Here is a 26,482-nt window from a genome sequence, read left to right as displayed (position 1 = left end):
CATGACTGTTCCCTACACTCGCTGGCCAGATGACCTCGCCGCACGTTACCGTGAAAAAGGTTACTGGCTGGATTTACCGCTGACCGACATCCTTGAGCGTCATAAAACCAGTGATGCTACCGCCGTCGTTGATGGCGACCTGGTGCTGAGTTATCGCCAGATGGCAGAGCAGAGCGACAATCTCGCCGCTGCGCTGCTGCGTCGTGGTGTTAAGCACGGCGATACTGCTTTGGTGCAGTTAGGCAACGTAGCCGATCTCTACGTGACGCAGTTTGCGTTGTTCAAATTAGGAGTTGCCGCTGTGTATGCGCTGTTCAGCCACCAGCGCACCGAATTGACCGCCTATGCCAGTCAGATTGCCCCTACGCTACTGATTGCCGACCGCCAGCATGTTCTCTTCCAGGACAACAGCTTTATCGATACGCTGTGCCAGGCTGCACCGTCCATCCATAGTGTGATCCTGCGCAATGATGGCGAGCATGAAAACGCACTGGAAACCCTGAAAACAGAAACCGCAACGGGCTACATTGCAACACCAACGCCAGCGGATGAAGTGGCCTTTTTCCAGCTTTCAGGTGGCAGTACCGGCACACCAAAACTGATCCCCCGTACGCACAATGACTACTATTACAGCATTCGTGCCAGTGACGATATTTGCCTGATTAATGCCGATACGCGCTATCTGATTGCCCTGCCCGCTGCGCACAACTTTGCCATGAGTTCACCAGGTTCGTTGGGCGTATTCTATGCCGGTGGCCAGGTGATCCTTGCCGCCGACCCAAGTGCTACACTCTGTTTCCCACTGATCGAAAAACATCAGGTAACGGATACCGGGCTGGTTCCGCCTGCGGTAAGCCTGTGGTTACAGACCATCGCCGAGTGGGGCAGCAATGCACAACTGGCTTCATTGCAACGCATTCAGGTTGGCGGCGCGAAGCTGAGCGAAAGCGTTGCACGCCGGATCCAGAGTGAAATGGGCTGCCAGCTACAGCAGGTGTTCGGTATGGCGGAAGGGTTGGTCAACTACACGCGTTTTGATGACGATGAGCAGACCATTCTGACCACCCAGGGACGTCCAATCTCCCCGGATGATGAAGTCTGGGTTGCCGATGAAAATGGTCATCCACTGCCGGAAGGCACCACAGGCCGCCTGATGACGCGCGGGCCTTACACTTTCCGTGGCTACTTTAACAGCCCGGCACACAACGCCAGCAGCTTTGACAGCCAGGGGTTCTACTGCTCGGGCGATCTGATCGAGATCAACGCAGCCGGTAACATCACTGTTCAAGGCCGCGAGAAAGATCAGATTAACCGTGGCGGCGAGAAGATTGCCGCCGAAGAGATCGAAAACCTGCTGCAACGCCACCCGGATGTGATCCACGCGGCGCTGGTTTCGATCACTGATGAACTGATGGGCGAAAAAAGCTGTGCGATCCTTGTGGTCAGCCAGCCAGTGAAAGCTGTTGCCTTACGTCGTCATTTACGTGATTTAGGCGTGGCAGAATTTAAGCTGCCCGATCGTATTACTTTTGTAGATGCATTGCCGCTTACCCCGGTCGGTAAGGTTGATAAAAAGCTTCTGCGCCAACAACTTGCCGATCAACAGGCTCAAGCCTGATCGTTTCCGGAGATTTTATGGCTATTCCAAAACTGACGTCTTATTCACTGCCGACTGCTGCCGAGTTACCCACTAACAAGGTGAAGTGGGTGGTAGAACCTCAACGTGCTGCATTGCTGATCCATGATATGCAGAACTACTTCCTGAACTTCTGGGGTGAGGACAGCCCGCTGGTGAATCAGGTGGTTGAGAACATCGCTCGCCTGCGCCGCTACTGCAAAGCTCAGGGCATTCCGGTGTTTTACACCGCGCAGCCTAACGAGCAAAGTGATGAAGATCGCGCCCTGCTGAACGACATGTGGGGACCGGGGATCAACAAGCACCCTGAACAGCAGAAAGTGGTTGATGCCCTGGCACCGGATGCAGACGATCAGGTTCTGACGAAATGGCGTTACAGCGCATTTCGCCGCTCGCCGCTGGAGTCGATCCTGAAAGAAACCGGTCGCGATCAGCTGATCATTACCGGTGTTTATGCCCACATCGGCTGTCTGACGACGGCAACTGATGCCTTCATGCGTGATATTCAGCCATTTATGGTGGCTGATGCGCTGGCTGATTTCAGCCGTGAAGAACACATGATGGCGCTGACTTATACTGCGGGTCGCAGTGGTAAAGTGGTCATGACGGCCGATTTGATCCCACTGCCGCAGAGCAAAGATGAACTACGCTCTTTGGTGCTGCCGCTGCTGGAAGATGACGATGTACCGGAAGATGACGAAAATCTGATCGACTACGGCCTTGATTCCGTGCGCGTTATGCAGCTCGCCGCACGCTGGCGCCAGGTGCATGCAGATATCGATTTTGTCAGCCTGGCGAAAAACCCAAGCATTGATGGCTGGTGGGCACTGCTGTCGCGGGAGCCGCAGGCATGAGTGCTACCTGGGATTTTAGCGGTAAAACTGTCTGGGTAACCGGCGCGGGTCAGGGTATTGGCTATCACACTGCGCTGGCGTTTCACGCCGCTGGCGCACAGGTGATCGGTTTTGATCAACGTTTCCACGATCAATCCTATCCCTTCACCTGCCATCAGATGAATGTGGCCGACCCTGTGCAGGTGAAAGAAGTTTGCCAGGCGGTACTGGCTACCCACCCGCGCATTGATGTTCTGGTCAATGGTGCGGGTATTCTGCGCGTAGGGTCTACTGAAGAGCTGAGCTTTGAAGACTGGCAAGCGTGTCTGGCCGTTAACGCTGGCGGGGCATTTAACCTGTTCCAGCAGACGTTGCCGGTATTCCGTGCTCAGCGTGCTGGCGCGATTGTTACCGTGGCTTCGAATGCGGCACACGCACCACGCCTTGGCATGTCGGCTTACGGTGCATCAAAAGCCGCGCTGCGCAGCCTGTGCCTGACCGTGGGTCTGGAAATGGCTCCGTACGGCGTACGCTGCAACATTGTTTCCCCGGGATCGACCGATACCGAGATGCAACGCAGCCTGTGGCATACCCCTGAGGGCGAGCAGCAGATGATCCAGGGCTACCCGGATCAATTTAAACTCGGGATCCCGCTGGGTAAGATCGCGCAGCCACAAGAGATCGCGGCCAACGTTTTGTTCCTGGCGTCGGATCTTGCCAGCCATGTCGTGCTACAGGATATTGTGGCCGACGGTGGCGCAACGCTGGGAGCCTGATGTAATGAGCGCGATCTGGAAACGTGCGATCACGCTTGAAGCACTGAATGCGATGGGGGAAAACTCCCTGGTGGCGCATATCGGGATCAAATTCACCGTAATTGGTGATGATTATCTCGAAGCGACAATGCCTGTTGATGCAAGGACGCATCAGCCATTTGGTTTGCTGCACGGCGGCGCATCCGTGGTGTTAGCTGAATCAATGGGTTCCGTTGCAGGTTATCTCTGCGTTGACGAGGGGCACAGTGTAGTAGGCATTGAGGTGAATGCCAGCCATCACCGTTCGGTGAGCAGTGGCGAAGTGCGTGGTATTTGCCGTCCATTACATCTGGGCCGACGCAATCAGAGCTGGCAGATTGAGATCCGTAACGGTCGCGATCAGCTTTGCTGTAGCGCGCGCCTTACGGTAGCGGTGCTGGGATAAATCCCCTCACCCCAGCCCTCTCCCACAAGTTGAACTGAACCCCGAAACCTGGACCCAAAAACCAGTTTTCGGAGTTCGCTATGAAATTCGATTTTGATATAAAACAAGCCGCCGTCCGGGATTATCTGGATGGCGTCGATGGCTATAAGCTCATCGCCCGGCATCATGGCATCCCGGAACCTTCCCTTCGCGCCTGGGTCGCGGCTTACCAGATTCACGGGGATGATGCTCTACTCCCAACCCGCCACTGTTATACCGATGCCTTTCGTCTGGAGGTTGTTAATACTTTACATCACGAGCATCTTTCCGTGCGTGCTGTCGCTGCCCGATTTAATATTCCTGATCATAAAACCGTTCGCAGTTGGATAGCCCGCGCCGCCGCCGGCCTGCTCGAGCCGGGCATTCAGGAGAAAACCGCCATGAACCGTAAGCCTGCACACCGGGGAAAACCTCCCGAAGACATGACGCCGGAACAGCTTATCGATGAAGTACTGTTTCTTCGTGCTGAGAAAGCCTATCTGGAAAAGCTCGATGCCCTGATGAAAGAAAACGATCTGAAAAGGCCAAAGAAAAAGCAGCCGTCATCAGGGCGCTGATATCCGGGTATCCGTTACGCCTGCTTCTTGAGGCATCCGGTCTGCCAAAGAGTACATGGCATGACCGCCAAAAGCGTGATAGCCAGCCGCAAAAGGTGGAGCCGCTGGCTGAGCTTATAGTGGAGCGCACAGCAAGGCATAACCGGTGCTATGGATATCGACGGATGACGCTGGAGCTTCGGGCGCACGGTCAAACGGTAAACCATAAAAAGGTCGCGAGGCTAATGCGTGAACTGGGATGCCAGGCGAGAGTCCGGCGAAAAAAATATCGCAGCTGGCAGGGTAAAGCAGAAATGGCGGCCTCCTCTAACCTGCTGAACCGTGACTTTAGTGCGGAAAGGCCGGGCACAAAGCTGGTGACGGATGTAACGGAGTTCAGAGTGGGCCGTGAGAAGCTGTATCTGTCCCCGGTTATTGACCTGTACAACCGGGAGGTTGTGGCAATGAGTATGGCAACACGGCCTGCTTATGCCCTGACAGAACGAATGCAGGCATCATTATTGTTGCACTCAGAATACACCTTGCGGGGAGCGATACTGCATAGTGACCAGGGCTGGCAGTACCGAATGCGTCCATGGCGTAAGGTCCTGGATGCGCATGGGGTGCGGCAGAGTATGTCGAGGCGGGGCAACTGCCTGGACAATGCAGTAATGGAAAGCTTCTTTGCAGTGCTAAAAACAGAGGTGTATCACGGCCAGCACTATAAGAGCGTTGAAGAACTTGAGACGGCAATAACGGAATACGTCCACTACTATAACCATGAAAGAATAAAGGCAGGGCTGGGAGGAGTGAGTCCGGTAAATTACCGGACTCTGCATCATCCCCAGTCCCTCAACCCAGTCCAGGTTTAAGGGTTCAGTTCAAGTGGGAGAGGGAGCTAGCACGGTGCCTTGAACGAGAGTCCAGCGCACCGTATACCCTTCCAGAAGGGGGAGCTAGCCCGGTGCTTTGAACGAGTCCAGCGCACCATATATCCCCTCTCCCTTAGAGGGAGAGGGTCAGGGTGAGGGTATAAGCGCAGGAATTAACGCTGGTAGATGATCTCGACGCCTTCGTCGTCTTCTTCATCCCAGTCGTCCCACTCTTCATCATCTTCTTCTTCCACTTCCACCGCGTTTTCCAACGCTTCACGGTGGTAGTCATCCCACATGAACTCGACTTTCTCTGGTTGCTTCATCTCTTCCAGCTCAGCCTCTTTCGGGTTGGCATTGATGAAGTGCATCACTTCCCAGCACAGGTCGGTCACGTTCTGACGACTCGCCGCAGAGATCAGGAAGTACTTCCCTTCCCAGCCCAGGGCTTCTGCAACTGCTTTAGCGCGGCTTTCTGCTTCTTCCTGGCTCAGCAAGTCACACTTGTTGAAGACCAGCCAGCGTGGCTTCTGGAACAGCTTCTCGCTGTACTTTTCCAGCTCACCGAGAATGATGCGGGCATTTTCAACCGGATCAGATTCGTCAATTGGCGCGATATCGATGAGGTGCAGCAAGACGCGGCAACGCTCAAGGTGTTTCAGGAAGCGGATACCCAAGCCAGCACCATCAGAAGCGCCTTCGATCAATCCTGGGATGTCAGCCACCACGAAGCTCTGCTCATGGTCCATGCGGACCACACCAAGGCTTGGCACCAGAGTGGTGAACGGATAGTCGGCCACTTTTGGTTTCGCTGCCGAGACGGCACGAATAAAGGTCGATTTGCCTGCGTTTGGCAGACCCAGCATACCCACATCCGCTAACAGCATCAGTTCCAGCATCAGGTCGCGATGTTCGCCTGGCGTACCCATGGTTTTCTGACGTGGGCTACGGTTCACTGAAGATTTGAAACGGGTATTACCCAAGCCGTGCCAGCCGCCTTTAGCCACCATCAGCTGCTGACCATGGCGTGTCATATCACCCATGGTCTCGCCGGTTCCCTGATCGGTAACACGCGTTCCTACAGGCACTTTAACGATGACATCTTTACCACGCTTACCGGTACAGTCACGGCTCTGGCCATTCTGACCACGCTCGGCGCGGAAAGCTTTTTCGAAACGATAGTCGATCAGGGTGTTCAGGCTTTCGTCTGCTTGCAGGTAGACATCACCGCCGTCACCGCCGTCACCGCCATCAGGACCACCGCGTGGGATATATTTCTCACGACGGAAGCTTACACAACCGTTGCCGCCATCACCTGCGACAACCAGAATCGCCGCTTCATCTACAAACTTCATTTTCTCTCTCCGTCACGCTGTCGTCTGCGCCAGATAACAGGCGGCAAACAGGTCCGCCAGGGTCTTCTGCGCTGACCGGGGGCGGATGAAAACAGGGGCACTCAGTGCCAGTATATAAAGTGTACTGCAAAGGTAGGTGCAGGTCGCGTTGCAGCCTGCATCAGAATGTAAAAAGCCCCGCAAAAGCTGCGGGGCCTTCAATTCGGTGTTCAGACGGAAACCGTCTGCGCCACGCCAACCTTACTCAGCAACGATGCTGATGTATTTACGGTTGTTCGGGCCTTTAACTTCGAATTTAACTTTGCCGTCTGCGGTAGCAAACAGGGTGTGGTCACGACCACAACCTACATTGGTACCTGCGTGGAATTTGGTGCCACGCTGACGAACGATGATGCTACCTGCCAGAACAGACTCACCACCGAAACGTTTTACGCCCAGGCGTTTTGCGTTGGAGTCACGACCGTTACGAGTCGAACCACCAGCCTTCTTGTGTGCCATTTGTCAGATCTCCTCTTAGGCGCTGATCGCAGTGATTTTCACATCAGTGAACCACTGACGGTGACCCTGCTGCTTACGGTAATGCTTACGACGACGGAACTTAACAATCTTGATTTTGTCGCCGCGACCGTGAGCTACGATCTCTGCTTTAATCAGGCCGCCTGAAACCAGTGGCGCGCCGATTTTCACGTCTTCGCCATTTGCAATCATCAGAACCTGGTCGAACTCAACAGTTTCGCCGGTTGCGATGTCCAGCTTTTCCAGGCGAACGGTCTGACCTTCGCTAACTCGGTGTTGTTTACCACCACTTTGGAAAACCGCGTACATATAAAACTCCGCTTCTGCGCTTGCCTTTTTTTGTTTCTCAGGCGGCGCGATAAATATTCACAATAGGGCGCGAATTCTACGCAAAACTCCAGCAGAAGACAAGAGCACTTTGCACACTCTTGCAGAAAAAAAACACAGAGCTCATGCAGACGTTTCGTATCCAGATTTTTCAAGTACAATCAGTAACAGATTAACTGAACTCCAGTGGGATGAAAGCCCTTAACATGGCGCTCTACCCCGCCATAGCCGAACAGACGAATGAACTTAGAACAGATAAACGAACTTACCGCGCAGGACATGGCGGCGGTGAACCAAGCCATACTCGACCAGCTCGATTCTGATGTCTCACTGATTAACCAGTTGGGCTACTACATCATCAGCGGTGGCGGCAAACGCATTCGCCCACTGATTGCAATCCTGGCGGCTCGTGCCCTGAACTACTCGGGCAATCTGCACGTCACCAACGCGGCGCTAATCGAATTTATCCACACTGCCACGCTGCTGCATGACGATGTGGTGGATGAATCCGATATGCGCCGTGGCAAAGCGACAGCCAATGCCGCTTTCGGTAACGCAGCCAGCGTACTGGTGGGGGATTTTATTTATACCCGCGCGTTCCAGATGATGACCAGCATGGGCTCGCTGCGCATCCTGGCGCTGATGTCAGAAGCGGTGAACGTGATTGCTGAAGGTGAAGTTTTGCAGTTGATGAATGTTAACGATCCGAATGTCACTGAGGAGAGTTACATGCGCGTGATTTACAGCAAAACCGCGCGTCTGTTTGAAGCAGCATCACAGGCTTCCGCCATTCTGGCTGAAGCAACGCCTGAGCAGGAAGTCGCGATGCAAGATTACGGTCGTTATCTGGGAACCGCTTTCCAGCTTATCGACGATCTGCTCGACTACAGCGCGGATGGCGAAACGCTGGGTAAAAACACCGGCGATGACCTGAGCGAAGGTAAGCCAACGCTGCCATTGCTGCACGCTATGCACAACGGCACGCCAGAGCAGGCGGCCATGATTCGTGAAGCTATCGAACAGGGTAACGGTCGCCATTTGCTGGAGCCGATCCTTGCTGCAATGGAACAGAGTGGCTCATTGGCCTGGACCCGCTTGCGCGCTGAGCAGGAAGCGGATAAAGCCATCGCAGCACTCTCTGTTCTCCCAGAAAGCCCGTGGCGTACCGCCCTGGAGTCTCTGGCACATATGTCCGTGCAACGCGAATACTGATCCCATTCCCGGAGCAGCCACTGTTCCGGGATCTTTCCTCCGCTCACACCTTCTCTCTGTTTTGCATCCAGTTTGCGAACTGCCGCGCATTTTTTACACTTTTTGTAAAATTTACTGGAAACATATGGAAATATTCTGTTATAAAAACCCTGAAATTTCCAGTTGACCTTACCGGTCGTACATACCTCAACACGCAAATGTGTTAAGCAGGGATAAGGAGGAACACGCTTATGTATGCAGGGAAACAGGACTGGCATCCCGCCGACGTTATCGCCGCGTTGCGTAAGAAGGGGACAACCCTGGCCGCACTTTCACGCCATAACGGGTTGAGCTCATCAACGCTCTCTAATGCACTGAGTCGCCCGTGGCCGAAAGGCGAATGGCTCATCGCCACCGCACTGGCATTACACCCCGCAGAGATCTGGCCAAGCCGTTATTTTGATCCCGTGAGTCGCCGATTAGTTGATCGTAAGCAGCGGATGCGCGTCCCACCACGACCGACCCCTATCCGTCTATCGATCAAAAAATAGCGGAGGATCCGCAAGATCTTCATAAAGAAGATCCTCGGAGGTACTGCAAAAGATCAAGCAAGGAGACCACGTGAGTTGCCCGCCGTCTCAGCGCCAACTTTACGGGCCAAAAAAAAGCCGCTGACGATCAGCGGCTTTTTTGTCGATCATCCGGAAACATTATTCTCCGCTGATACGCTCGATATTCGCACCCATCGCCTGCAGCTTATCTTCGATATGCTCATAGCCACGATCGATGTGGTAGATACGATCAACGATAGTGGTGCCTTCTGCGATACAGCCCGCTAATACCAGGCTGGCAGAAGCACGCAGATCGGTTGCCATCACTTGCGCACCAGACAGCGTCTCTACACCATGACAGATCGCCGTATTACTTTCGATCTCCGCATGTGCTCCCATACGAATTAACTCAGGGATATGCATAAAGCGGTTTTCAAAGATGGTTTCGGTGATCACGCCAGTTCCTTCTGCGACCAGGTTCAGCAAGGTAAACTGCGCCTGCATGTCGGTTGGGAAACCAGGGTGTGGCGCAGTGCGGATGTTAACCGCTTTTGGCCGCTTGCCGTGCATATCAAGGCTGATCCAGTCATCACCAACCTGAATATCTGCACCGGCATCACGCAGTTTTGCCAGAACGGCATCCAGCGTGTCTGGCTGCGTTGCGTGGCACACCACTTTGCCGCCAGAAATAGCCGCCGCCACCAGGAAAGTTCCGGTCTCAATACGGTCTGGTACGACACGATAAACACCACCACCAAGACGTTCAACGCCCTCGATAATGATCTTATCGCTGCCAGCACCGCTGATCTTCGCGCCCAGGGTGATCAGGAAGTTCGCGGTATCAACGATCTCGGGTTCACGCGCAGCGTTCTCAATGATCGTGGTACCGGTTGCCAGGGTTGCGGCGCTCATAATGGTCACGGTCGCACCAACGCTAACCTTATCCATCACGATATGCGCGCCCTTCAGGCGACCTTCAACAGAGGCTTTTACGTAGCCTTCTTCCAGTTTAATCTCTGCGCCCAGCTGTTCCAGACCGGTAATGTGCAGGTCAACCGGACGTGCGCCGATAGCACAGCCGCCAGGCAATGAAACCTGTCCCTGACCAAAACGCGCCACCAGTGGACCGAGTGCCCAGATAGAGGCACGCATGGTTTTCACCAGGTCGTAAGGGGCACAAAAAACGTTAACCTCACTGGCATCCACATGCACAGAACCATTACGCTCAACCCGGGCTCCGAGCTGGCTCAACAGTTTCATGGTGGTATCAATGTCGCGCAGCTTAGGCACGTTCTGGATTTCGACCGGTTCTTCCGCCAGCAGCGCAGCAAACAGAATCGGTAATGCAGCATTCTTTGCCCCGGAAATGGTCACTTCACCACTTAAACGGGTGGGGCCTTGCACACGAAATTTGTCCATTAACACCAATCTCAATTAACAATCAAAAAATGAAACAGTCCTGCCTGTGGACAGCTTAGAAACCGTTGAGTTTACGGTCACGCGCCCACTCAGCAGGCGTATAGGTTTTAATGGATACCGCATGAATACGGTTATCCGCAATGTACTCCATCAGCGGCGCGTAAACAGCCTGCTGCTTCTTGACTCGGCTCAGTTCACCGAACATCTCGCCAACAGCGATCACCTGAAAATGACTGCCGTCGTTGCTGAGAACATGCACTTCATCTAATGCCAGTGCCTGCATCAGCACAGCCTGAACTTCGCTATTTTCCATTGCTCTTAACTTCTGTTGATAATAATAAGGCGGATATATTAGAGGAAAGCGGCTGACTCTTAAATATGCAAAAGCCCCTGCAGCACGCAGGGGCCAGTATGTTCAGCACACAATTTAAGCGGTTTTATCAGCAGAAACAATAAACTGCTGTAAATTGTAGAGCGTGATGAGGGAATCAAGTTTATCGCTAATGCCGCTGAAATGCGGGGCCCGCTGCGCTTTCGCGCCCTGTTCACGCAGATGCACCAGCAAAGCCAGCCCTGCGGAATCAACCCGTTCAAGCGCGGCAACATCAATCACTTCAATGCCTTCCAGCAGCGCTTGACGCTGCTGCCACAAAGGTAGCAACGAATCGCGATCCAGATGACCACGTAACACCAGGCGTTGTGCCTGGCGTTCCCAGCTTAGTGCCTGTGCCATCACTGTTGCTTGTTCAGCGTGATCGGCTGAGCCGCAGAGGTTTTCAGCTGTGCTGTCAGCGCATCGATACCCTTGGTACGCAGCAGGTCACCCCACTCGTTCTGCTTGGTGGTGATCATGCTGACGCCTTCTGCAACCATGTCGTACGCCTGCCAGTTACCGGTCTGGCTGTTTTTACGCCACTGGAAATCCAGACGTACCGGCGGACGACCAGTAGGATCGATAATAGAGACACGAATAGCGACGATGTCGTTGTTACCCAATGGTTTTTCTGGCTCGACCTGATAAGTCTGGCCATGGTACAGCGCCAGCGCTTGACCATAAGCCTGTGCCAGATAGTCACCAAACGCCGCAAAATAAGCATCGCGCTGCGCCGGAGTGGCATCACGGTAGTAGCGACCCAGTACCAGAGCGCCCGCGTACTTGATCTGCACGTACGGCAGCAGCTCCTGCTTCACGATCTGGCGCAGGTAGTCCGGGTTTTGCTTGATCTGCGACTGCTCGTTTTTCAAACGGGTAAAGGTCTTCGCTGCGGCATCATTCATCAGCTTGTATGGGTTTGATTGATCCGCCGCATTGGCTGCCAGCGGTGCAATAACCAGCATGGCGATCATCATTAAACGCTTAAACATCATGTTTTTCCTCTCAAGGTTGTGCCGGAGCCGCAGTGTGATTTTCCGTCTGCGACTGTTTGTCATCTTTGTTGTCACCACCGCTTTTATAGAGGAACTGACCAATCAGATCTTCCAGTACCAGCGCTGACTTGGTGTCACGTAATGTTCCGCCATCTTTAAGCATAGAAGAGCCTAAATCAGGATCGTCAAATCCGAGGTTCAATGCGAGGAATTGCTCGCCTAACAGCCCCTGGGTACGAATGGCCAAAGAGCTGGTATCCGGGATTTTATCCAGATAACGATCGCTGATCGCCATCGTGACCTGCGGTGACAGCGTCTTCTCATCAAGACCAATGTCTGTCACGCGCCCAATCACCACGCCACCGATTTTCACCGGTGAGCTGACTTTCAGGCCGCCAATATTGTCAAAAGTGGCTGTAAGCTTCCATGTCGGTTCTGTACCAAGAGATTTCACATCTGCCACGCGCAGCGCGAGGAACAGCAACGCGATAAGCGCCAGCAACATGAATACGCCAACCCAGATTTCACTTTTTTTACTTTGCATTCCATCAGTTCCCAAACATCAGTGCTGTGAGCACAAAATCTAAACCGAGCACCGCCAGTGATGAATGCACCACGGTACGCGTTGTCGCCCGACTAATTCCTTCTGAAGTCGGCACGGCGTCATAACCATTGAACAGCGCGATCCAGGTCACCGTAATGGCGAAGACAATACTTTTGATCACACAGTTAATGACATCCATACGGAAATCGACCGCATTCTGCATCGCTGACCAGAAGAAGCCAGGATCAATGCCTTTCCAGCTCACACCGACCAGTGCACCACCGGCAATACCGACAGCAGTAAAAATGATCGCCAGCAGCGGCATACTGATGACGCCAGCCCAGAAGCGAGGTGAAACCACGCGCCGCAGCGGGTCAACGGCCATCATCTCCATACCGGAGAGCTGTTCAGTGGCTTTCATCAGGCCAATTTCTGCGGTCAAAGCGGAGCCAGCACGTCCTGCAAACAGCAGCGCTGTGACCACTGGGCCCAATTCGCGTAGCAGCGACAGCGCAACCAGCATGCCGAGGCTCGTTTCGGCGCTATATGTCGTCAGCACCAGATAACCTTGCAGCCCCAGTACCATGCCAATAAATAGCCCGGACACGCCGACAATCAGCAGCGACATCACGCCCACGCTGTAAAGCTGCTTCACCAGCAGCGGAGCATGTTTCCGCAGCGCCGGTTTACCCACCAGCGCATGAAACAGCATCATTCCAGCGCGGCCAAAGGTGGCGCAGGTAGAAATTCCCTGACGTCCCATAGACGCCAGCATTTTAACCAACATCGATTTACACTCTCCCTGAGCCGGTTAAATCGGCCAAATAGTCCCCGGCAGGATAGCGGAACGGCACCGGTCCATCCGCGTGCCCATCAATAAACTGACGTACTCGCGGATCGGGATCGCTACGTAATTGTTCCGGGCTGCCCTGCGCGATAATTTTTTGCCCCGCCACAATATAGGCGTAGTCGGCGATGCTCAACACCTCTGGCACATCGTGTGAAACCACAATGCAGGTCACGCCCAGCGAGTGGTTTAGCTCATCGATCAACTTCACCAACACGCCCATTGTAATCGGGTCCTGACCAACAAAAGGCTCATCAAACATGATGAGATCTGGCTCTAAGGCAATGGCGCGAGCCAACGCTGCGCGGCGTGCCATACCGCCAGAAAGCTCAGCCGGTTTAAGCTGTGCGGCCCCGCGCAGCCCTACGGCTTCCAGCTTCATCATCACCGTACTGTGTAAGAGTTCAGGCGGTAATTGTGTGTGCTCACGCAGCGGCCAGGCGACATTTTCATAAACCGTAAGATCGGTAAAAAGCGCGCCGGACTGAAAAAGCATGCTCATCTTCTTGCGTGCCTCATATAAACCGGCACGAGACAGGGCTGGAATGTTCTCTCCGTTGAACAAGATTTCACCGCGATCGGGTTGAAGTTGCCCACCGATCAGGCGAAGTAGTGTGGTTTTACCAATCCCCGATGGACCCATAATTGCTGTGACTTTACCCGCAGGCACCGTCAAAGAAATATCGTCGAAGATTTTGCGGTTTCCGCGCGTAAAACTCACGCCTCGAATCTCCACCAGATTCGTCTGCTGCTGGGTCATTCTTACCTCGTTATACGGCCTACTCATGGGTTAGGATGGTAGCCTGTAAAAAAACACCTGGCGGATAGTTTTACAGAAACTTACCCGGAAGGTGTGGCGAAAATAGCCTTAAAATTTACTTTTGCCTCTCAGACCGTCAAAATCAGCGCCAGTTCATCCACCTCTGATCCTGAAACCTGCCGGACAAGGCGTGTCGGCACAGAATTTCACCCAAGGATTTTCCATGTTTGTAGCTATTGCCCTGCTGATCATTGGTCTGATTTTGCTCTCTTATGGCGCAGACCGCCTGGTGTTCAGTGCATCGATCTTGTGTCGATCCTTTGGGGTTCCACCGCTTATTATCGGTATGACAGTGGTCAGTATTGGCACCTCCCTGCCTGAAATCATCGTTGCGTTTTCTGCCGCCATGCACGGACAGATCGATTTCTCCGTCGGTACCGCATTAGGCTCAAACATTACCAATATTTTACTCATTCTTGGCGTTGCCGCCCTGCTCCATCCACTGACGATTCACTCTAATCTTATCCGCCGCGAACTGCCGCTGATGCTACTGGTCTCACTCCTCAGTGGCATCATGTTATTTGATAGCCATCTTAGCCGGTTAGATGGTGTAGCCCTGCTAGGAATGGCCTTAATTTATCTGTTGGCGGTGATACGTATCGCACGACGTGCAGAGCGCGATAACAACGATACGCTAACGCGTGAACAATTAGCTGAGCTGCCGCGTGAAGAGAGTGGTAATGGCAACACCGTGGCGTTTTTATGGCTCGCGGTCGCGCTGGTGATCCTGCCGATGTCCACGCGCATGGTGATCGACAATGCGACCGTGGTGGCGGATTTCTTTGGCATGAGCGAACTGGTGATGGGCCTGACCGTCGTAGCCGTCGGCACCAGCTTGCCAGAACTTGCCACCGTAATTGCGGGCGCATTAAAGGGTGAAGATGATATTGCCATCGGAAATTTGATCGGTGCCAACATTTATAATGTCGCTATCGTACAGGGCTTACCGGCGCTGATTCATCCCGGCAACATCGATCCTGCCGCGTTTGCCCGTGACTACTGGGTGATGTTAGGCGTCAGCACCCTGTTTACCTTGTTGTGCCTGTTACGCAGCCGCCGCATTGGCCGCCTTGCTGGTGCATTACTTTTGTGCGGTTTTGTTGCCTGGGTTGCCTTGCTCTGGCTGCAACCTGCGCTGGTTGATGGATAGAAGGATAAATTCACCATGACGAATCATCCACTGAGCCCTGACTTTGACTTTCAACACGCGGGCAAGACCGTGCTACGCATTGAACGCGAAGGGCTGGAACAGCTCGACCAATACATCAATGAAGATTTCACGGCAGCCTGCCAGCTGATTTACGGCTGCACCGGCAAAGTGGTTGTGATGGGCATGGGGAAATCCGGCCATATTGGGCGAAAAATGGCGGCAACCTTTGCCAGTACCGGCACCCCCGCCTTTTTTGTTCATCCCGGAGAAGCCAGCCACGGCGATTTAGGCATGGTCAGCGGTAATGATATCGTGATTGCCATCTCCAACAGTGGTGAAGCGAATGAGATCCTGGCGCTGGTGCCGGTCCTTAAGCGCCAGAAAGTGACGCTGATTTGCCTGACCAGCCGTCCGGAAAGTGCGATGGGCCGGGTAGCGGATGTTCATCTCTGTGTGAAAGTGCCGCAGGAAGCGTGCCCGCTGGGGTTAGCCCCCACCACCAGCACCACTGCCACACTGGTGATGGGCGATGCCCTTGCCGTTGCCTTGTTAGAAGCGCGTGGCTTCACGCCGGAAGATTTCGCGCTGTCGCACCCAGGCGGCGCGCTGGGACGCAAACTGCTGCTGCACGTCAGTGATATTATGCACAGCGGCGAAGAGATCCCGTTTGTGCCAAGAGATGCCTCGCTGCGTGATGCATTACTGGAGATCACCCGTAAAAAGCTCGGCCTGACGGTTATCGTCGATGAACAGATGAAAATCGCCGGGATCTTTACCGATGGTGATTTACGCCGCGTACTGGACAGCGGAATTGATGTGCAGACCGCAACCATAGCCGCCGTGATGACACCGGGTGGTGTTCGTGTGCGTCCTAACCTGCTCGCCGTAGATGCCCTCAATTTAATGCAAAGCAAAAATATTACCGCCCTGCTGGTCGCCGATAACGACCGTCTGGTAGGCGTCATTCACATGCACGACATGCTGCGCGCTGGCGTAGTCTGAACAGGAAGAAGTAATGAGTGAACAACAAGCCGTGATCGAAACCTGCTATGGCCCCGTCAGCGAGGATGTGATGGCGCGCGCCAGCAAGATTCGTCTACTCATTTGTGACGTAGATGGCGTAATGTCTGACGGTGTTATCTTCATGGGTAACAACGGTGAAGAGCTGAAAGCGTTTAACGTGCGTGATGGCTATGGCATTCGTTGCCTGCTGACCTCGGATGTAGAAGTCGCTATTATAACCGGTCGAAAGGCTAAGCTGATGGAAGACCGCTGCAAAACCCTCGGTATCACCCATCTCTATCAGGGACAATCTGATAAACTTATTGCCTATAATGAACTGATTACCCGTTTGTCGTTGCAGCACGAAGAAGTCGCCTACATTGGTGATGATTTGATCGACTGGCCGGTCATGGCCAAAGTGGGTTTGAGTGTTGCCGTTGCCGATGCGCATCCCGTGCTACTGCCGCGAGCCGATTATGTCACTCGTATTGCAGGCGGACGCGGTGCCGTGCGTGAACTGTGCGATCTGATTCTACTAGCGCAAAACAAATTTGAGGATGCCAAAGGGCAATCGGTATGAGTAAAAGCAGGCGTTGGATAACGCTGATCCTGGCGCTAATTGCACTGGTGTTGATTGGCTGGAACTTAGCCAATCCCGATGATACCCAGACGCCAGCCGCCACTAACGATCAGGAGCCAACTTACACCAGTGCTAACTCAGACTCGGTGGTGTATAACCCACTGGGCGGCCTGGCTTATCGTTTGGTGTCTGACAAAGCGACCTATTTCTCGCTACAGGAAATCAGCTGGTTCGATAATCCAGTGATGACCACTTACGATGACAACAAAGTGGCGACCTGGTCGGTACGAGCAGATAAAGCCAAGCTGACCAAAGATCGTATGTTGTATCTTTACGGACACGTCGTGGTGAAATCTCTGACGGCCGATGCACCTCTACAGCGAATTGAAACGGACAGTGCGCAGGTTAACCTCGTCACTCAGGATGTGACATCGGAAAGCCAGGTCACACTGTTTGGCAGCAACTTTAATTCTACCGGTATGAAAATGCGCGGTAACTTACGAACTAAAAATGCCGAGTTGATTGAAAAGGTCAAATCCTCCTATGAAATTCAAAATTAACAACAGCATCAAGCTGTTGATGGTAAGCGCCCTGCTGGCGAGCAGCGTACCGGCACTCGCCCTGACTGGCGACTCGGACAAACCGGTGAACATCGATTCAATCAACCAGGCGCTGGATCTGCAAGGTAACGTTGCCACCTTTACGGGCAACGTGGTGGTCACTCAGGGTTCAATTAAAATCACTGCGGATAAAGTCGTTGTGACACGTCCCGGTGGCGACAGCAAAAAAACCATCGTCGATGCCTGGGGTAATCCTGCGACCTTCTATCAGATGCAGGACAGCGGAAAACCGGTTCAGGGCCACGCCGCCAAGCTCCATTATGAACTGGCCAATGATTTCATTGAGCTGACAGGCAATGCCTTTATCCAGCAGCAAGACAGCAACATCAAAGGCGACCGCATTACTTATCTGGTTAAGCAGCAGAAAATGCAGGCCTACAGCCAAGGCCAGAGCAAACGCGTAACCACAGTGCTGGTGCCTTCGCAGCTGCAAGATAAGAACGGTTCATCCAACGGCGCTAAAAAGAGTAACTGATCCTTATGGCAACTTTAGTCGCAGAAAACCTGGCGAAGGCTTATAAAGGCCGCCGTGTGGTCGAAGACGTCAGCCTGCAGGTTAAATCTGGCGAAATCGTCGGCCTGCTCGGCCCTAATGGTGCAGGCAAGACCACAACCTTCTATATGGTTGTCGGTATTGTCCCACGCGATGCCGGACGCATCGTGATTGATGACGAAGACATCAGTATCTTGCCGCTCCACGCGCGTGCGCGCCGTGGCATTGGTTACCTGCCGCAGGAGGCGTCTATTTTCCGCCGCCTCAGCGTGTACGACAACCTGATGGCAGTCCTGCAGATCCGTGATGACTTAACCGAAGAGCAGCGCCAGGATCGCGCTAAAGAGCTAATGGAAGAGTTTCATATCGAGCACCTGCGTGACAGCCTGGGTCAGGCACTGTCCGGGGGGGAACGCCGTAGGGTGGAAATTGCGCGCGCACTGGCGGCAAATCCTAAATTCATCCTGCTGGATGAACCCTTCGCGGGGGTTGACCCGATTTCCGTTATCGACATCAAAAAAATTATCGAACACCTGCGCGACAGTGGTTTAGGCGTACTGATCACTGACCACAACGTGCGTGAAACCCTGGCAGTGTGTGAACGCGCCTACATCGTAAGCCAGGGCCACCTGATTGCCCACGGTACACCCGCAGAAATCCTGGAAGATGAACAGGTTAAACGGGTTTATTTGGGTGAAGAGTTCAGACTCTGATAAGGTGTTCGTAACAATTGATGTAAGCGTTAAGGAAATCCTGTCGGGACTATGAAGCAAGGTTTGCAACTCAGGCTCAGCCAACAGCTGGCAATGACACCGCAACTGCAGCAGGCGATTCGTCTGCTGCAACTTTCTACGCTTGAACTCCAGCAGGAACTGCAACAAGCTCTGGAGAGCAACCCATTACTGGAGCAGACAGAACAGCACGATGAAGTCGATGCACGTGAGTACGAAGAGAAAGAAGCTCTGGATACCCGCGAAGCGTTAGAGCAGAAAGATATGCCGGAAGAGCTGCCGCTGGATGCCACATGGGATGAGATTTACACCGCAGGGACTCCCTCTGGCACCGGCACCGACTATCAGGACGATGAACTGCCGATCTATCAGGGTGAAACCACCCAGTCACTGCAAGATTATCTGATGTGGCAGGTAGAGCTTACCCCGTTTAGCGATACCGATCGCGCTATCGCCACCTCGATTGTTGATGCCATTGACCCCACTGGTTATCTGACTGTACCGCTGGAAGACATTTACGACAGCATCGGCGACGAAGAGCTAACCCTGGAAGAAGTTGAAGCGGTGCTTAAACGCGTGCAACGCTTTGACCCGGTGGGAGTTGGTGCTCGCGATCTGCGTGACTGTCTGCTGGTACAACTCTCTCAGTTTGCGCCAGAAACCCCGATGTTGTCTGAAGCGCGCTTGATTGTCAGCGAGCATCTGGATCTGCTTGCCAACCATGATTTCCGTAGCCTGATGCGCGTGACCCGGCTCAAAGAGGAGATCCTCAAAGCCGCCATGCTGCTGATTCAGTCTCTCGATCCGCGCCCTGGCCAGTCAATTAATACCGGCGAACCCGAATATGTGATTCCCGATGTGCTGGTGCGCAAAGTGGGCTCACGCTGGAGCGTGGAACTGAATAGCGATAGCCTGCCCCGTCTGCGTATCAATCAACAATATGCCGCCATGAGTGGCAATACGCGCAATGACAGCGACAGCCAGTTCATTCGCAGCAACTTGCAAGAAGCACGCTGGCTGATTAAAAGTCTCGAAAGCCGTAATGATACACTGCTCAAAGTGAGCCGCTGTATCGTCGAGCAGCAGCAGGAGTTCTTTGAACAGGGCGAAGAGTTCATGCGCCCAATGGTGCTGGCAGATATTGCTCAGGTGGTCGACATGCACGAATCCACCATTTCACGCGTTACGACGCAAAAATATCTGCACAGCCCACGCGGCATTTTTGAGCTGAAGTATTTCTTCTCCAGCCATGTGAATACCGAAGGCGGTGGTGAAGCCTCTTCCACCGCCATACGCGCTCTGGTGAAAAAGCTGATCTCAACCGAGAACCCAGCCAAACCCTTGAGCGACAGCAAATTGACCTCCATGTTATCAGAACAGGGGATCATGGTGGCACGTCGTACCGTCGCCAAATACCGCGAGTCTTTGTCTATCCCGCCATCAAACCAGCGTAAACAGTTGGTATGAAAGAAATGAGAAGGAAGACCTATGCAGCTGAACCTTACTGGGCAGAATGTTGAACTCACACCGGCATTACGTGAGTTCATCAATGAAAAGTTTCCTAAGCTGGAACACTTTTTTGATCATATCAATCAGGCCTATATTGTCCTGAAAGTAGAGAAGGTGAAGCAGGTAGCGGATGCTACACTGCATATAAACGGTGGTGAGATCCATGCCTCTGCCGAGGCGGATGATATGTACGCGGCCATCGACGGGCTCATCGACAAACTGGCCCGTCAGTTGACTAAACATAAAGACAAACTGAGAAAACACTAACCTTCACCTTTGCCGGGCCGCATCAGCGTGCCCCGATGCAGACTATGGGGCGGATTAACCGCCCCGTTTTGCCATCTATGCAGACGCCAGCGGCGCGCTATTGCGTCAGGCTGGCAGGTGAACATGCAAGTGAAACCACAATGAACAACGATCTAACACTGGAACTGAGCACTGTGCTCACCCCAGACTGTACCCGCAGCAGTGTTCACTGCCAAAGTAAAAAACGTGCGCTGGAAATCATCAGCGAACTGGCAGCGAAACAGCTAAATTTGCCTCACCAGACGCTTTTCGAAGCGATTCTGACGCGTGAACGCATGGGCAGTACTGGCATCGGTAATGGTATTGCCATCCCACACGGTAAGCTTGAAGAAGATACCTTGCGCGCGGTGGCGGTCTTTATCAGTCTGGAACAACCTATCGCCTTTGATGCGGTGGATAACCAGCCTGTTGATCTGTTGTTTGCCCTGCTGGTCCCCGCCGATCAGTGCAAAACCCACCTGCACACACTGTCGCTGGTGGCCAAAAGACTGGCGGATAAAACGGTTTGTCGTCGGTTACGTGCAGCGCAGAGCAATGAAGAACTCTACGCCATAATTACAGAATCACCGGAAGAGCAGTAAGTGCATTTTACCGGCGTGTTTGCCGGTTAATAACGGGAGACAAGGTCATGGTGCTGATGATTGTCAGTGGCCGTTCTGGATCGGGGAAATCGGTGGCGCTGCGCGCCCTCGAAGACATGGGTTTTTACTGTGTTGATAACCTGCCAGTCACACTGCTGCCTGAACTGGCGAATTCGCTGTCCACACGAAATATTTCGGCGGCAGTGAGCATTGATGTACGTAATATGCCGGAATCACCGGAGATTCTGGAAGCTGCACTGGATAATTTGCCAGAAAACTTCTCACCACAGTTGCTGTTTCTTGATGCCGATCGCAACACTCTGATCCGTCGCTATAGCGATACGCGTCGTCTGCATCCCCTTTCCAGCAAGAACTTATCGCTGGAAAGCGCCATTGATGAAGAGAACGATCTCCTGGAGCCGCTGCGATCGCGTGCGGATCTGATTGTTGATACTTCGGAAATGTCGGTGCATGAGCTGGCGGAAATGCTACGTACACGCCTGTTAGGCAAGCGTGAACGTGAGCTGACCATGGTCTTTGAATCTTTCGGCTATAAACACGGTATTCCAATTGATGCCGATTACGTGTTTGACGTGCGTTTTTTGCCCAATCCACACTGGGATCCCAAACTGCGCCCGATGACCGGTTTAGATCGCCCGGTTGCTGCGTTTCTTGATCGCCATACCGAAGTACATAATTTTATCTACCAGACCCGCAGCTATCTCGAACTGTGGCTTCCGATGCTGGAGACCAACAACCGTAGCTACCTGACGGTGGCGATTGGCTGTACCGGGGGAAAACACCGTTCGGTGTATATTGCTGAGCAACTGGCAGACTACTTCCGTTCGCGGGGCAAGAATGTTCAGTCCCGTCATCGCACGCTGGAAAAACGTAAATCATGACGGTCAAACAAACGGTAGAAATCAGAAACAAACTGGGGATGCACGCACGCCCAGCGATGAAACTCTTTGAACTGGTTCAGAGCTTTGATGCCGAAGTCCTGCTGCGTAATGAAGCGGGCACAGAAGCCGAAGCCAGCAGCGTCATCGCGCTGTTGATGCTGGACTCAGCGCAGGGCGGCCATATTGAAATCGAAGCCAATGGCCCACAGGAAGCTGAAGCCCTGAAGGCCGTGATTGAGCTGTTCGAAGCAGGTTTCGACGAAGATTAATTCAACCGGTAACGCTGTAAAAATCCTTCTCCTCCCAGTTGGCGCATCTGGCGCATGATCCACTGCTGGCGCGAACGCGTATAGCCAGAAGGTGCATCAGCACGGAACAGAATAGGGTTAGGGAGTACCGCAGCCAACAGCGCCGCTTCGCTGATGGTTAACCGGCTAGCCGGTTTATGAAAGTAGCGCTGTGCTGCGGCTTCGACACCAAATGTCCCGTTACCAAACTCCGCGATATTCAGATACACCGTCAAAATCCGCTGTTTACTCCACAGCGTTTCCAGCCCCACCGTCAAACCCGCTTCCAGACCTTTGCGCACCCAGCTACGCCCATCCCACAAAAACAGGTTTTTGGCGGTTTGCTGAGAAAGCGTTGAAGCACCGCGCATGCGCCCATCATCACCGTTTTCCAACACAGTGCTGATCGCATCCACATCGAAGCCCCAATGGGTCGGAAATTTTTGATCTTCTGAGGCGATAACGGCCAGCTTCATCCAGGGGGAAATTTCATCATGCCCCACCCAATCTGAATGGGCCACGTTGTGGAAATTGCCCTGCATCAAAGCAGCGATCTGCCGTTCAGCCATGACGGCCGAAAAGGGTACCGGTAGAAAGCGAAACAGGACCAGTGCGACCAGCCACAATCCCAACAGAGCCAGCAGGGCCTTAAGCGCTCCTCGTTTGATTGATAGCCAGAGCTTCCCTTTATACTTAATCATGCTTTTTGTCCTGTACCGGTTCCTGGCGTTAATCAATATTTAGCAGGCTGCACGTTGACAGCCTGAAAATCCGCTCTGGTGATGATAAATACGTCGTTTTAACACAGCGAATTTTGTTAAAAAAATGTTTTAATTCATGCAATAACAGCGCGACATCACAATTTTAGCCCACGATGGGATCGGTCCCATTCCTGAGAGTAAGAAACTAATAACGCGGATGAGTATTATTTAATTGTGATCACACTCACATTAAATGATTCACATCTCTTAACTTTCATATTCACTAACGTTTGAAGATCTGTAACACATGATATGACTAATCTGAAAACGAGCAATTCTGACTCGGTGGTTTTTCCCTGCATTTAATGCTGTATTGATAAAATAGTGCGAAATTTTTTATCTAACATCCGCTGAGAAATTCCAATCTGGAACCTTTTGGAGCGCATTTCCAGAACACCTGACAGCGGCCAGAGCGAAACGCTCAACTTTTCCTGGTTTTCATTATTTTAGAGCGAGTTAGAGGAAGTATACTGGCGTTTTGATCGCTTTTTCCCTGACCACCCCGCCAGGCCCGATAGCGCCTGACGTAAACGGCAAAAAAAACGGGATAATTGATCAAAATATCTGCAATACAGCAAAGAAACTAATTCCTTACTTGACTGTGTCACCAAATTAATGTTTTCTGTATTTAAACGATGCTCAACATCACACATTTTAATGAATCTGTTCGCAAGACTTTCTGGATTTGCTAAGGTGATGTTAGACGTTTAACCAATACCACGCTGTTGCACTTAATAACACTAAGCATAGCAACAGCGCCGATTTCCCTGGTGTTGGCGCAGTATTCGCGCACCCCGGCCTAGGCTGGGGTCATTTTTTTTCAGCGGTCTACACTTTTTCCTGCTCTGCAACCCACTGACGCAGGACTTCAACGTCATGCATCCACAGATGTTTTAGCTCATCAATCCAGTCAGCCACGTTATCCCACCATGCAGGGAGTTCCGGTGACTGAATCTGTTTTGCCAGCTGCTGTAAACGTTGCAGACCCACAGAACCCGCAGCCCCTTTGATTTTGTGCCCCTCTTCCACGATGCCCTTTTGATCGCGCGCCATCATGTTGGAGTCCAGCACCTCCAGGTAGCCAGGCATCATCTGTTCAAACATCGTCAGGCTTTGGGTAATTAACCCCGGCCCAACCAGCTCGATGTACTGCTCCAGCATGGTAATGTCTAATAACGCCTGTACGCCTTCCTCAGCCACGTTCTCCTCCTCACCCTGCTCACCCCCTTGGGTATCCCAGAACTTCTTGATAATCGCTGTCAGAGCCGGCACAGCGAGGGGTTTGCTCAACACATCATCCATACCTGCGTCGAGATACTCTTTTTTATCTTTCAGCACGTTGGCGGTGAGCGCCACCAGCGGCGGTAATGTGGCATCGTGATAGCGCTGGTGAATGGCGCGGGAGACATCCAGACCGGTCATATCCGGCAGTTGAATATCCAATAGCACCAGGTCAAATTCTGCTGGATCAAACATCGCCAGCGCATCTGTGCCAGTCATGGCGACTTCCACGCTACAGCCCAGCTTTTCCAGCACCGAGCGCGCAACGATCACGTTCAGCTCGATATCTTCGACCAGCAACACATGCAGCGCGGGCAGCGGTATCGCTTCGGCGCTGTTGGCGTCTTCGATAGGCTCAGCCACACGTGGGGCCTTGATGCTGACGCTAAAGCAGGAGCCTTCACCTGGCGCACTCTGCACGCTGATATCGCCGCCCATCGCCTGAGCAAGACGACGAGAAACCGCCAGGCCAATCCCCGTACCGGTAGCAGGCTTGCCACCAAACTGATCTTTCACCTGATAATACATGGCAAAGATTTTATCCTGCTCATCCTGCGGGATGCCCTGCCCTGAATCCTGCACCTCAAACCGCAGCGTGGCATCCTGGTCATAGGCCACCTTCACCACAATTTCACCATGATGGGTAAACTTCACCGCATTACCAATCAGGTTCCACAGGATCTGCCGTAAGCGCGTCCCATCGGCGTACACCTTATGCGGCAGCGGCAGGCGCGGCATCATGACAAACTTCAGCCCTTTCGGCTGCGCCAGCAGGCCAGAGAGGTTTTCCAGATCGGCGAGGAAACTGGTGAAATCCAGGGGTTGGTTATCTAACTGCACCTTACGCCGCTCGATCTTATCCATCTCAATGACATCATTGAAAATATTGCCCAGCGTGATGGCCGAGACATGGATCGTCTTGAGGTATTTGATCTGTTCCTGATTAAGGTCGGTGTCCAGCAGAATACGGCTCAAGCCAACAATGCCATTCAGCGGCGTACGCAGCTCGTGGCTGATGGTAGAGATAAAGGTGGTCTTTTCCCTGCTCGCATTCTCTAACGCGTCCTGGTAACGCTTACGCTCGGTAATATCACGGCCAAAGCCCATCAGCCCACTGCGCTTGCCCACGCGATCGTAATAGGGAACTTTGCGGATCTCAAAACAGGCTTTGCGCCCGTCAGGGTATTGCAGCCATTGCTCATAGGTCAGCGCGACATTATGACGGAACACTTTCTCATCAGTTTCCAGCACTTTAGTCGCGGCTTCTTCATCGTAGATATCGCCCGGCGTCAAACCGATCAGCTGCTTTTCACTTTTGCCGGTCAGTAACTCCATGGCACGGTTACAGCCGGAGAACTGTTTGTTGATGTTGCGATAGAACACCAGGTCTGGCGAGGCATCGAGGAAAGAACGCAGGAAAGTGGACTGCTGTTCCAGCTCAATTTGCGCCTGTTCACGTCGTGCCATCTCTTCACGCAGCTTATGCATCACCTGCTCACGCGCCTGCTCCGCTTTGATACGGTCCGAGATCTCCTGATTGAGCCGGGTAATGGTCTCCTGCATCTGCTGATTCAGCTCAAGATCGCGGCGACGCATCTCTTCCAGCTTATCGACCAGACGCGCGAGCCGCTGGCGTGAATCTTCCAGTTGGTCAACGACAACGGAGAGGAAATAGACCGCCCAGGGGGTGATCAGTAAGCCGAAAAAGACCGACCGCACCATATCGATGCTTTCAACATGGCCGCGCAGCACCATAGTGATTGCCATCTGAACAATCATTGCTAACACTACCAGCGCAGAGGCCAGTAGCAGTGAAAAACGGACCAGGCCGAGTTTCACCATTAAATCGACGTAATATTGCGCCAACAGGCGAATTTGTTTCATACCGGCTCCCTGAGTGGTAAACGGGGTCATGATAGCGCAACTCCCCTACCCTCTGCCGCATCAGAGAGTGAGATGCGATGAAAAACTGCGCTGTTCCATGGCGGAGCAAATCGAGGTGCTATCAAGGTGCAGTGACGGCGTTTAAGCTGTGATCTGCTTCAAATCCTTAACAGTTTTCCGGTTTTGAATAGACCGCCTTCTGCTCTTTTTTGGTGCAGCGGGCGGCAAAGGCGCTACGGCGGCACCTGGCGCACGGTGCATCCCTGTAATCGCCCGCATAGTTTGAATATAAATTCATAAATAACTGCATTCATATGCAAAAACAACGTGATTAATTTTGC

General features: G+C 53.0%; 31 protein-coding genes. 19 read left to right on the top strand and 12 right to left on the bottom strand.

Features of this window, described 5'->3' with window-relative positions:
- The first annotated feature begins 1 nt into the window (after position 1).
- The 6 genes from B880_RS0121905 to B880_RS25395 all read left to right on the top strand — a co-directional run bounded on the left by B880_RS0121905 (position 2) and on the right by B880_RS25395 (position 5,116).
- Positions 2-1,618 carry a (2,3-dihydroxybenzoyl)adenylate synthase gene (locus tag B880_RS0121905; RefSeq protein WP_017349611.1) on the top strand — a complete coding sequence of 539 codons (1,617 nt, stop codon included), beginning with the start codon at positions 2-4 and terminating at the stop codon, positions 1,616-1,618.
- A gap of 17 nt (positions 1,619-1,635) precedes the next feature.
- Complete coding sequence (locus B880_RS0121900) at positions 1,636-2,490, top strand: isochorismatase family protein (RefSeq protein ID WP_017349610.1); 855 nt, start codon at positions 1,636-1,638, stop codon at positions 2,488-2,490.
- A complete protein-coding gene (dhbA, locus tag B880_RS0121895; RefSeq protein WP_017349609.1) occupies positions 2,487-3,245 on the top strand; it encodes a 2,3-dihydro-2,3-dihydroxybenzoate dehydrogenase in 759 nt (252 codons plus the stop codon). Before B880_RS0121900 ends, dhbA begins: the two co-directional genes overlap by 4 nt.
- 4 nt (positions 3,246-3,249) lie before the next feature.
- Positions 3,250-3,669 carry a hotdog fold thioesterase gene (locus B880_RS0121890; RefSeq protein ID WP_026042838.1) on the top strand — a complete coding sequence of 140 codons (420 nt, stop codon included), beginning with the start codon at positions 3,250-3,252 and terminating at the stop codon, positions 3,667-3,669.
- Positions 3,670-3,749: 80 nt separating this feature from the next.
- A complete protein-coding gene (locus tag B880_RS0121885; protein ID WP_017349607.1) occupies positions 3,750-4,265 on the top strand; it encodes a helix-turn-helix domain-containing protein in 516 nt (171 codons plus the stop codon).
- The gene (locus B880_RS25395; RefSeq protein ID WP_071524429.1) at positions 4,253-5,116 is read left to right on the top strand and encodes an IS3 family transposase; all 864 of its coding nucleotides are present in this window, start codon (positions 4,253-4,255) and stop codon (positions 5,114-5,116) included. Before B880_RS0121885 ends, B880_RS25395 begins: the two co-directional genes overlap by 13 nt.
- 173 nt (positions 5,117-5,289) lie before the next feature.
- Here the strand turns inward: B880_RS25395 and cgtA are convergent, their stop codons facing one another.
- From cgtA to rplU, 3 genes are all read right to left on the bottom strand, one after another.
- A complete protein-coding gene (cgtA, locus tag B880_RS0121875; protein WP_017349605.1) occupies positions 5,290-6,471 on the bottom strand; it encodes an Obg family GTPase CgtA in 1,182 nt (393 codons plus the stop codon).
- 240 nt (positions 6,472-6,711) lie between these two features.
- Positions 6,712-6,969: a 50S ribosomal protein L27 gene (gene rpmA, locus B880_RS0121870; RefSeq protein ID WP_017349604.1), complete on the bottom strand. Its 258-nt coding sequence runs from the start codon at positions 6,967-6,969 to the stop codon at positions 6,712-6,714.
- A gap of 15 nt (positions 6,970-6,984) precedes the next feature.
- Positions 6,985-7,296, bottom strand: a complete 312-nt coding sequence (rplU, locus tag B880_RS0121865; protein ID WP_017349603.1) for a 50S ribosomal protein L21 — start codon at positions 7,294-7,296, stop codon at positions 6,985-6,987.
- Between the two features lie 258 nt (positions 7,297-7,554).
- Here rplU and ispB point away from each other — a divergent pair, with 258 nt between their 5' ends.
- Positions 7,555-8,526 (top strand): octaprenyl diphosphate synthase, encoded by a 972-nt coding sequence (gene ispB, locus B880_RS0121860; protein ID WP_017349602.1) that lies wholly within the window; start codon positions 7,555-7,557, stop codon positions 8,524-8,526.
- Between the two features lie 230 nt (positions 8,527-8,756).
- The gene (locus B880_RS0121855) at positions 8,757-9,056 is read left to right on the top strand and encodes a helix-turn-helix domain-containing protein (RefSeq protein ID WP_017349601.1); all 300 of its coding nucleotides are present in this window, start codon (positions 8,757-8,759) and stop codon (positions 9,054-9,056) included.
- A gap of 159 nt (positions 9,057-9,215) precedes the next feature.
- Here the strand turns inward: B880_RS0121855 and murA are convergent, their stop codons facing one another.
- The 7 genes from murA to mlaF form a co-directional block, all read right to left on the bottom strand.
- Positions 9,216-10,475, bottom strand: coding sequence for a UDP-N-acetylglucosamine 1-carboxyvinyltransferase (gene murA / locus B880_RS0121850; RefSeq protein WP_017349600.1), 1,260 nt, complete (start codon positions 10,473-10,475; stop codon positions 9,216-9,218).
- 55 nt (positions 10,476-10,530) lie between these two features.
- On the bottom strand, positions 10,531-10,788 hold the full coding sequence (ibaG, locus tag B880_RS0121845; RefSeq protein ID WP_017349599.1) for a BolA family iron metabolism protein IbaG: 258 nt from the start codon (positions 10,786-10,788) through the stop codon (positions 10,531-10,533).
- A 114-nt stretch (positions 10,789-10,902) separates the two neighbouring features.
- Positions 10,903-11,208, bottom strand: a complete 306-nt coding sequence (gene mlaB, locus B880_RS0121840) for a lipid asymmetry maintenance protein MlaB (protein WP_017349598.1) — start codon at positions 11,206-11,208, stop codon at positions 10,903-10,905.
- Positions 11,208-11,840 carry a phospholipid-binding protein MlaC gene (gene mlaC / locus B880_RS0121835; protein ID WP_026042836.1) on the bottom strand — a complete coding sequence of 211 codons (633 nt, stop codon included), beginning with the start codon at positions 11,838-11,840 and terminating at the stop codon, positions 11,208-11,210. The genes mlaB and mlaC overlap by 1 nt, the downstream gene beginning before the upstream one ends.
- Before the next feature lie 13 nt (positions 11,841-11,853).
- Positions 11,854-12,387 carry an outer membrane lipid asymmetry maintenance protein MlaD gene (gene mlaD, locus B880_RS0121830; protein ID WP_017349596.1) on the bottom strand — a complete coding sequence of 178 codons (534 nt, stop codon included), beginning with the start codon at positions 12,385-12,387 and terminating at the stop codon, positions 11,854-11,856.
- Positions 12,388-12,391: 4 nt separating this feature from the next.
- Positions 12,392-13,174 (bottom strand): lipid asymmetry maintenance ABC transporter permease subunit MlaE, encoded by a 783-nt coding sequence (mlaE, locus tag B880_RS0121825; protein ID WP_017349595.1) that lies wholly within the window; start codon positions 13,172-13,174, stop codon positions 12,392-12,394.
- A gap of 4 nt (positions 13,175-13,178) precedes the next feature.
- On the bottom strand, positions 13,179-13,994 hold the full coding sequence (gene mlaF / locus B880_RS0121820; protein ID WP_017349594.1) for a phospholipid ABC transporter ATP-binding protein MlaF: 816 nt from the start codon (positions 13,992-13,994) through the stop codon (positions 13,179-13,181).
- Between the two features lie 223 nt (positions 13,995-14,217).
- Between mlaF and B880_RS0121815 the strand changes: the two genes are divergently transcribed.
- From B880_RS0121815 to npr, 11 genes are all read left to right on the top strand, one after another.
- Positions 14,218-15,204 carry a calcium/sodium antiporter gene (locus B880_RS0121815; protein WP_017349593.1) on the top strand — a complete coding sequence of 329 codons (987 nt, stop codon included), beginning with the start codon at positions 14,218-14,220 and terminating at the stop codon, positions 15,202-15,204.
- 15 nt (positions 15,205-15,219) lie between these two features.
- Complete coding sequence (gene kdsD, locus B880_RS0121810; protein ID WP_017349592.1) at positions 15,220-16,206, top strand: arabinose-5-phosphate isomerase KdsD; 987 nt, start codon at positions 15,220-15,222, stop codon at positions 16,204-16,206.
- Positions 16,207-16,219: 13 nt separating this feature from the next.
- Positions 16,220-16,786, top strand: coding sequence for a 3-deoxy-manno-octulosonate-8-phosphatase KdsC (kdsC, locus tag B880_RS0121805; RefSeq protein ID WP_017349591.1), 567 nt, complete (start codon positions 16,220-16,222; stop codon positions 16,784-16,786).
- Positions 16,783-17,346 (top strand): LPS export ABC transporter periplasmic protein LptC, encoded by a 564-nt coding sequence (gene lptC, locus B880_RS0121800; protein ID WP_017349590.1) that lies wholly within the window; start codon positions 16,783-16,785, stop codon positions 17,344-17,346. The genes kdsC and lptC overlap by 4 nt, the downstream gene beginning before the upstream one ends.
- Positions 17,330-17,881, top strand: a complete 552-nt coding sequence (gene lptA / locus B880_RS0121795; RefSeq protein WP_017349589.1) for a lipopolysaccharide ABC transporter substrate-binding protein LptA — start codon at positions 17,330-17,332, stop codon at positions 17,879-17,881. Before lptC ends, lptA begins: the two co-directional genes overlap by 17 nt.
- A gap of 5 nt (positions 17,882-17,886) precedes the next feature.
- Complete coding sequence (gene lptB, locus B880_RS0121790; RefSeq protein ID WP_017349588.1) at positions 17,887-18,612, top strand: LPS export ABC transporter ATP-binding protein; 726 nt, start codon at positions 17,887-17,889, stop codon at positions 18,610-18,612.
- Positions 18,613-18,663: 51 nt separating this feature from the next.
- Positions 18,664-20,097, top strand: a complete 1,434-nt coding sequence (rpoN, locus tag B880_RS0121785; protein ID WP_017349587.1) for an RNA polymerase factor sigma-54 — start codon at positions 18,664-18,666, stop codon at positions 20,095-20,097.
- Positions 20,098-20,118: 21 nt separating this feature from the next.
- Positions 20,119-20,406, top strand: a complete 288-nt coding sequence (gene hpf, locus B880_RS0121780; RefSeq protein WP_017349586.1) for a ribosome hibernation promoting factor — start codon at positions 20,119-20,121, stop codon at positions 20,404-20,406.
- 140 nt (positions 20,407-20,546) lie between these two features.
- Entirely contained in the window at positions 20,547-21,026 is a 480-nt protein-coding gene (ptsN, locus tag B880_RS0121775) for a PTS IIA-like nitrogen regulatory protein PtsN (protein WP_026042835.1), read from the top strand.
- 47 nt (positions 21,027-21,073) lie between these two features.
- The gene (rapZ, locus tag B880_RS0121770) at positions 21,074-21,928 is read left to right on the top strand and encodes an RNase adapter RapZ (protein ID WP_017349584.1); all 855 of its coding nucleotides are present in this window, start codon (positions 21,074-21,076) and stop codon (positions 21,926-21,928) included.
- Positions 21,925-22,197, top strand: coding sequence for a PTS phosphocarrier protein NPr (gene npr, locus B880_RS0121765; protein ID WP_017349583.1), 273 nt, complete (start codon positions 21,925-21,927; stop codon positions 22,195-22,197). Before rapZ ends, npr begins: the two co-directional genes overlap by 4 nt.
- Here the strand turns inward: npr and mtgA are convergent.
- Together mtgA and arcB are read right to left on the bottom strand one after the other, a co-directional pair.
- Positions 22,194-22,916, bottom strand: a complete 723-nt coding sequence (gene mtgA, locus B880_RS0121760; RefSeq protein ID WP_017349582.1) for a monofunctional biosynthetic peptidoglycan transglycosylase — start codon at positions 22,914-22,916, stop codon at positions 22,194-22,196. The two genes, npr and mtgA, sit on opposite strands and share 4 nt — an antisense overlap.
- A gap of 888 nt (positions 22,917-23,804) precedes the next feature.
- A complete protein-coding gene (gene arcB, locus B880_RS0121755) occupies positions 23,805-26,141 on the bottom strand; it encodes an aerobic respiration two-component sensor histidine kinase ArcB (RefSeq protein WP_017349581.1) in 2,337 nt (778 codons plus the stop codon).
- Positions 26,142-26,482: the final 341 nt, after the last annotated feature.

It is taken from the genome of Pantoea sp. A4 (assembly GCF_000295955.2).
Taxonomy (GTDB): Bacteria; Pseudomonadota; Gammaproteobacteria; order Enterobacterales; family Enterobacteriaceae; genus Pantoea; species Pantoea multigeneris.
Note: the sequence above shows the minus strand (reverse complement) of the source record. Positions and strands in the feature narration are given on the sequence as shown.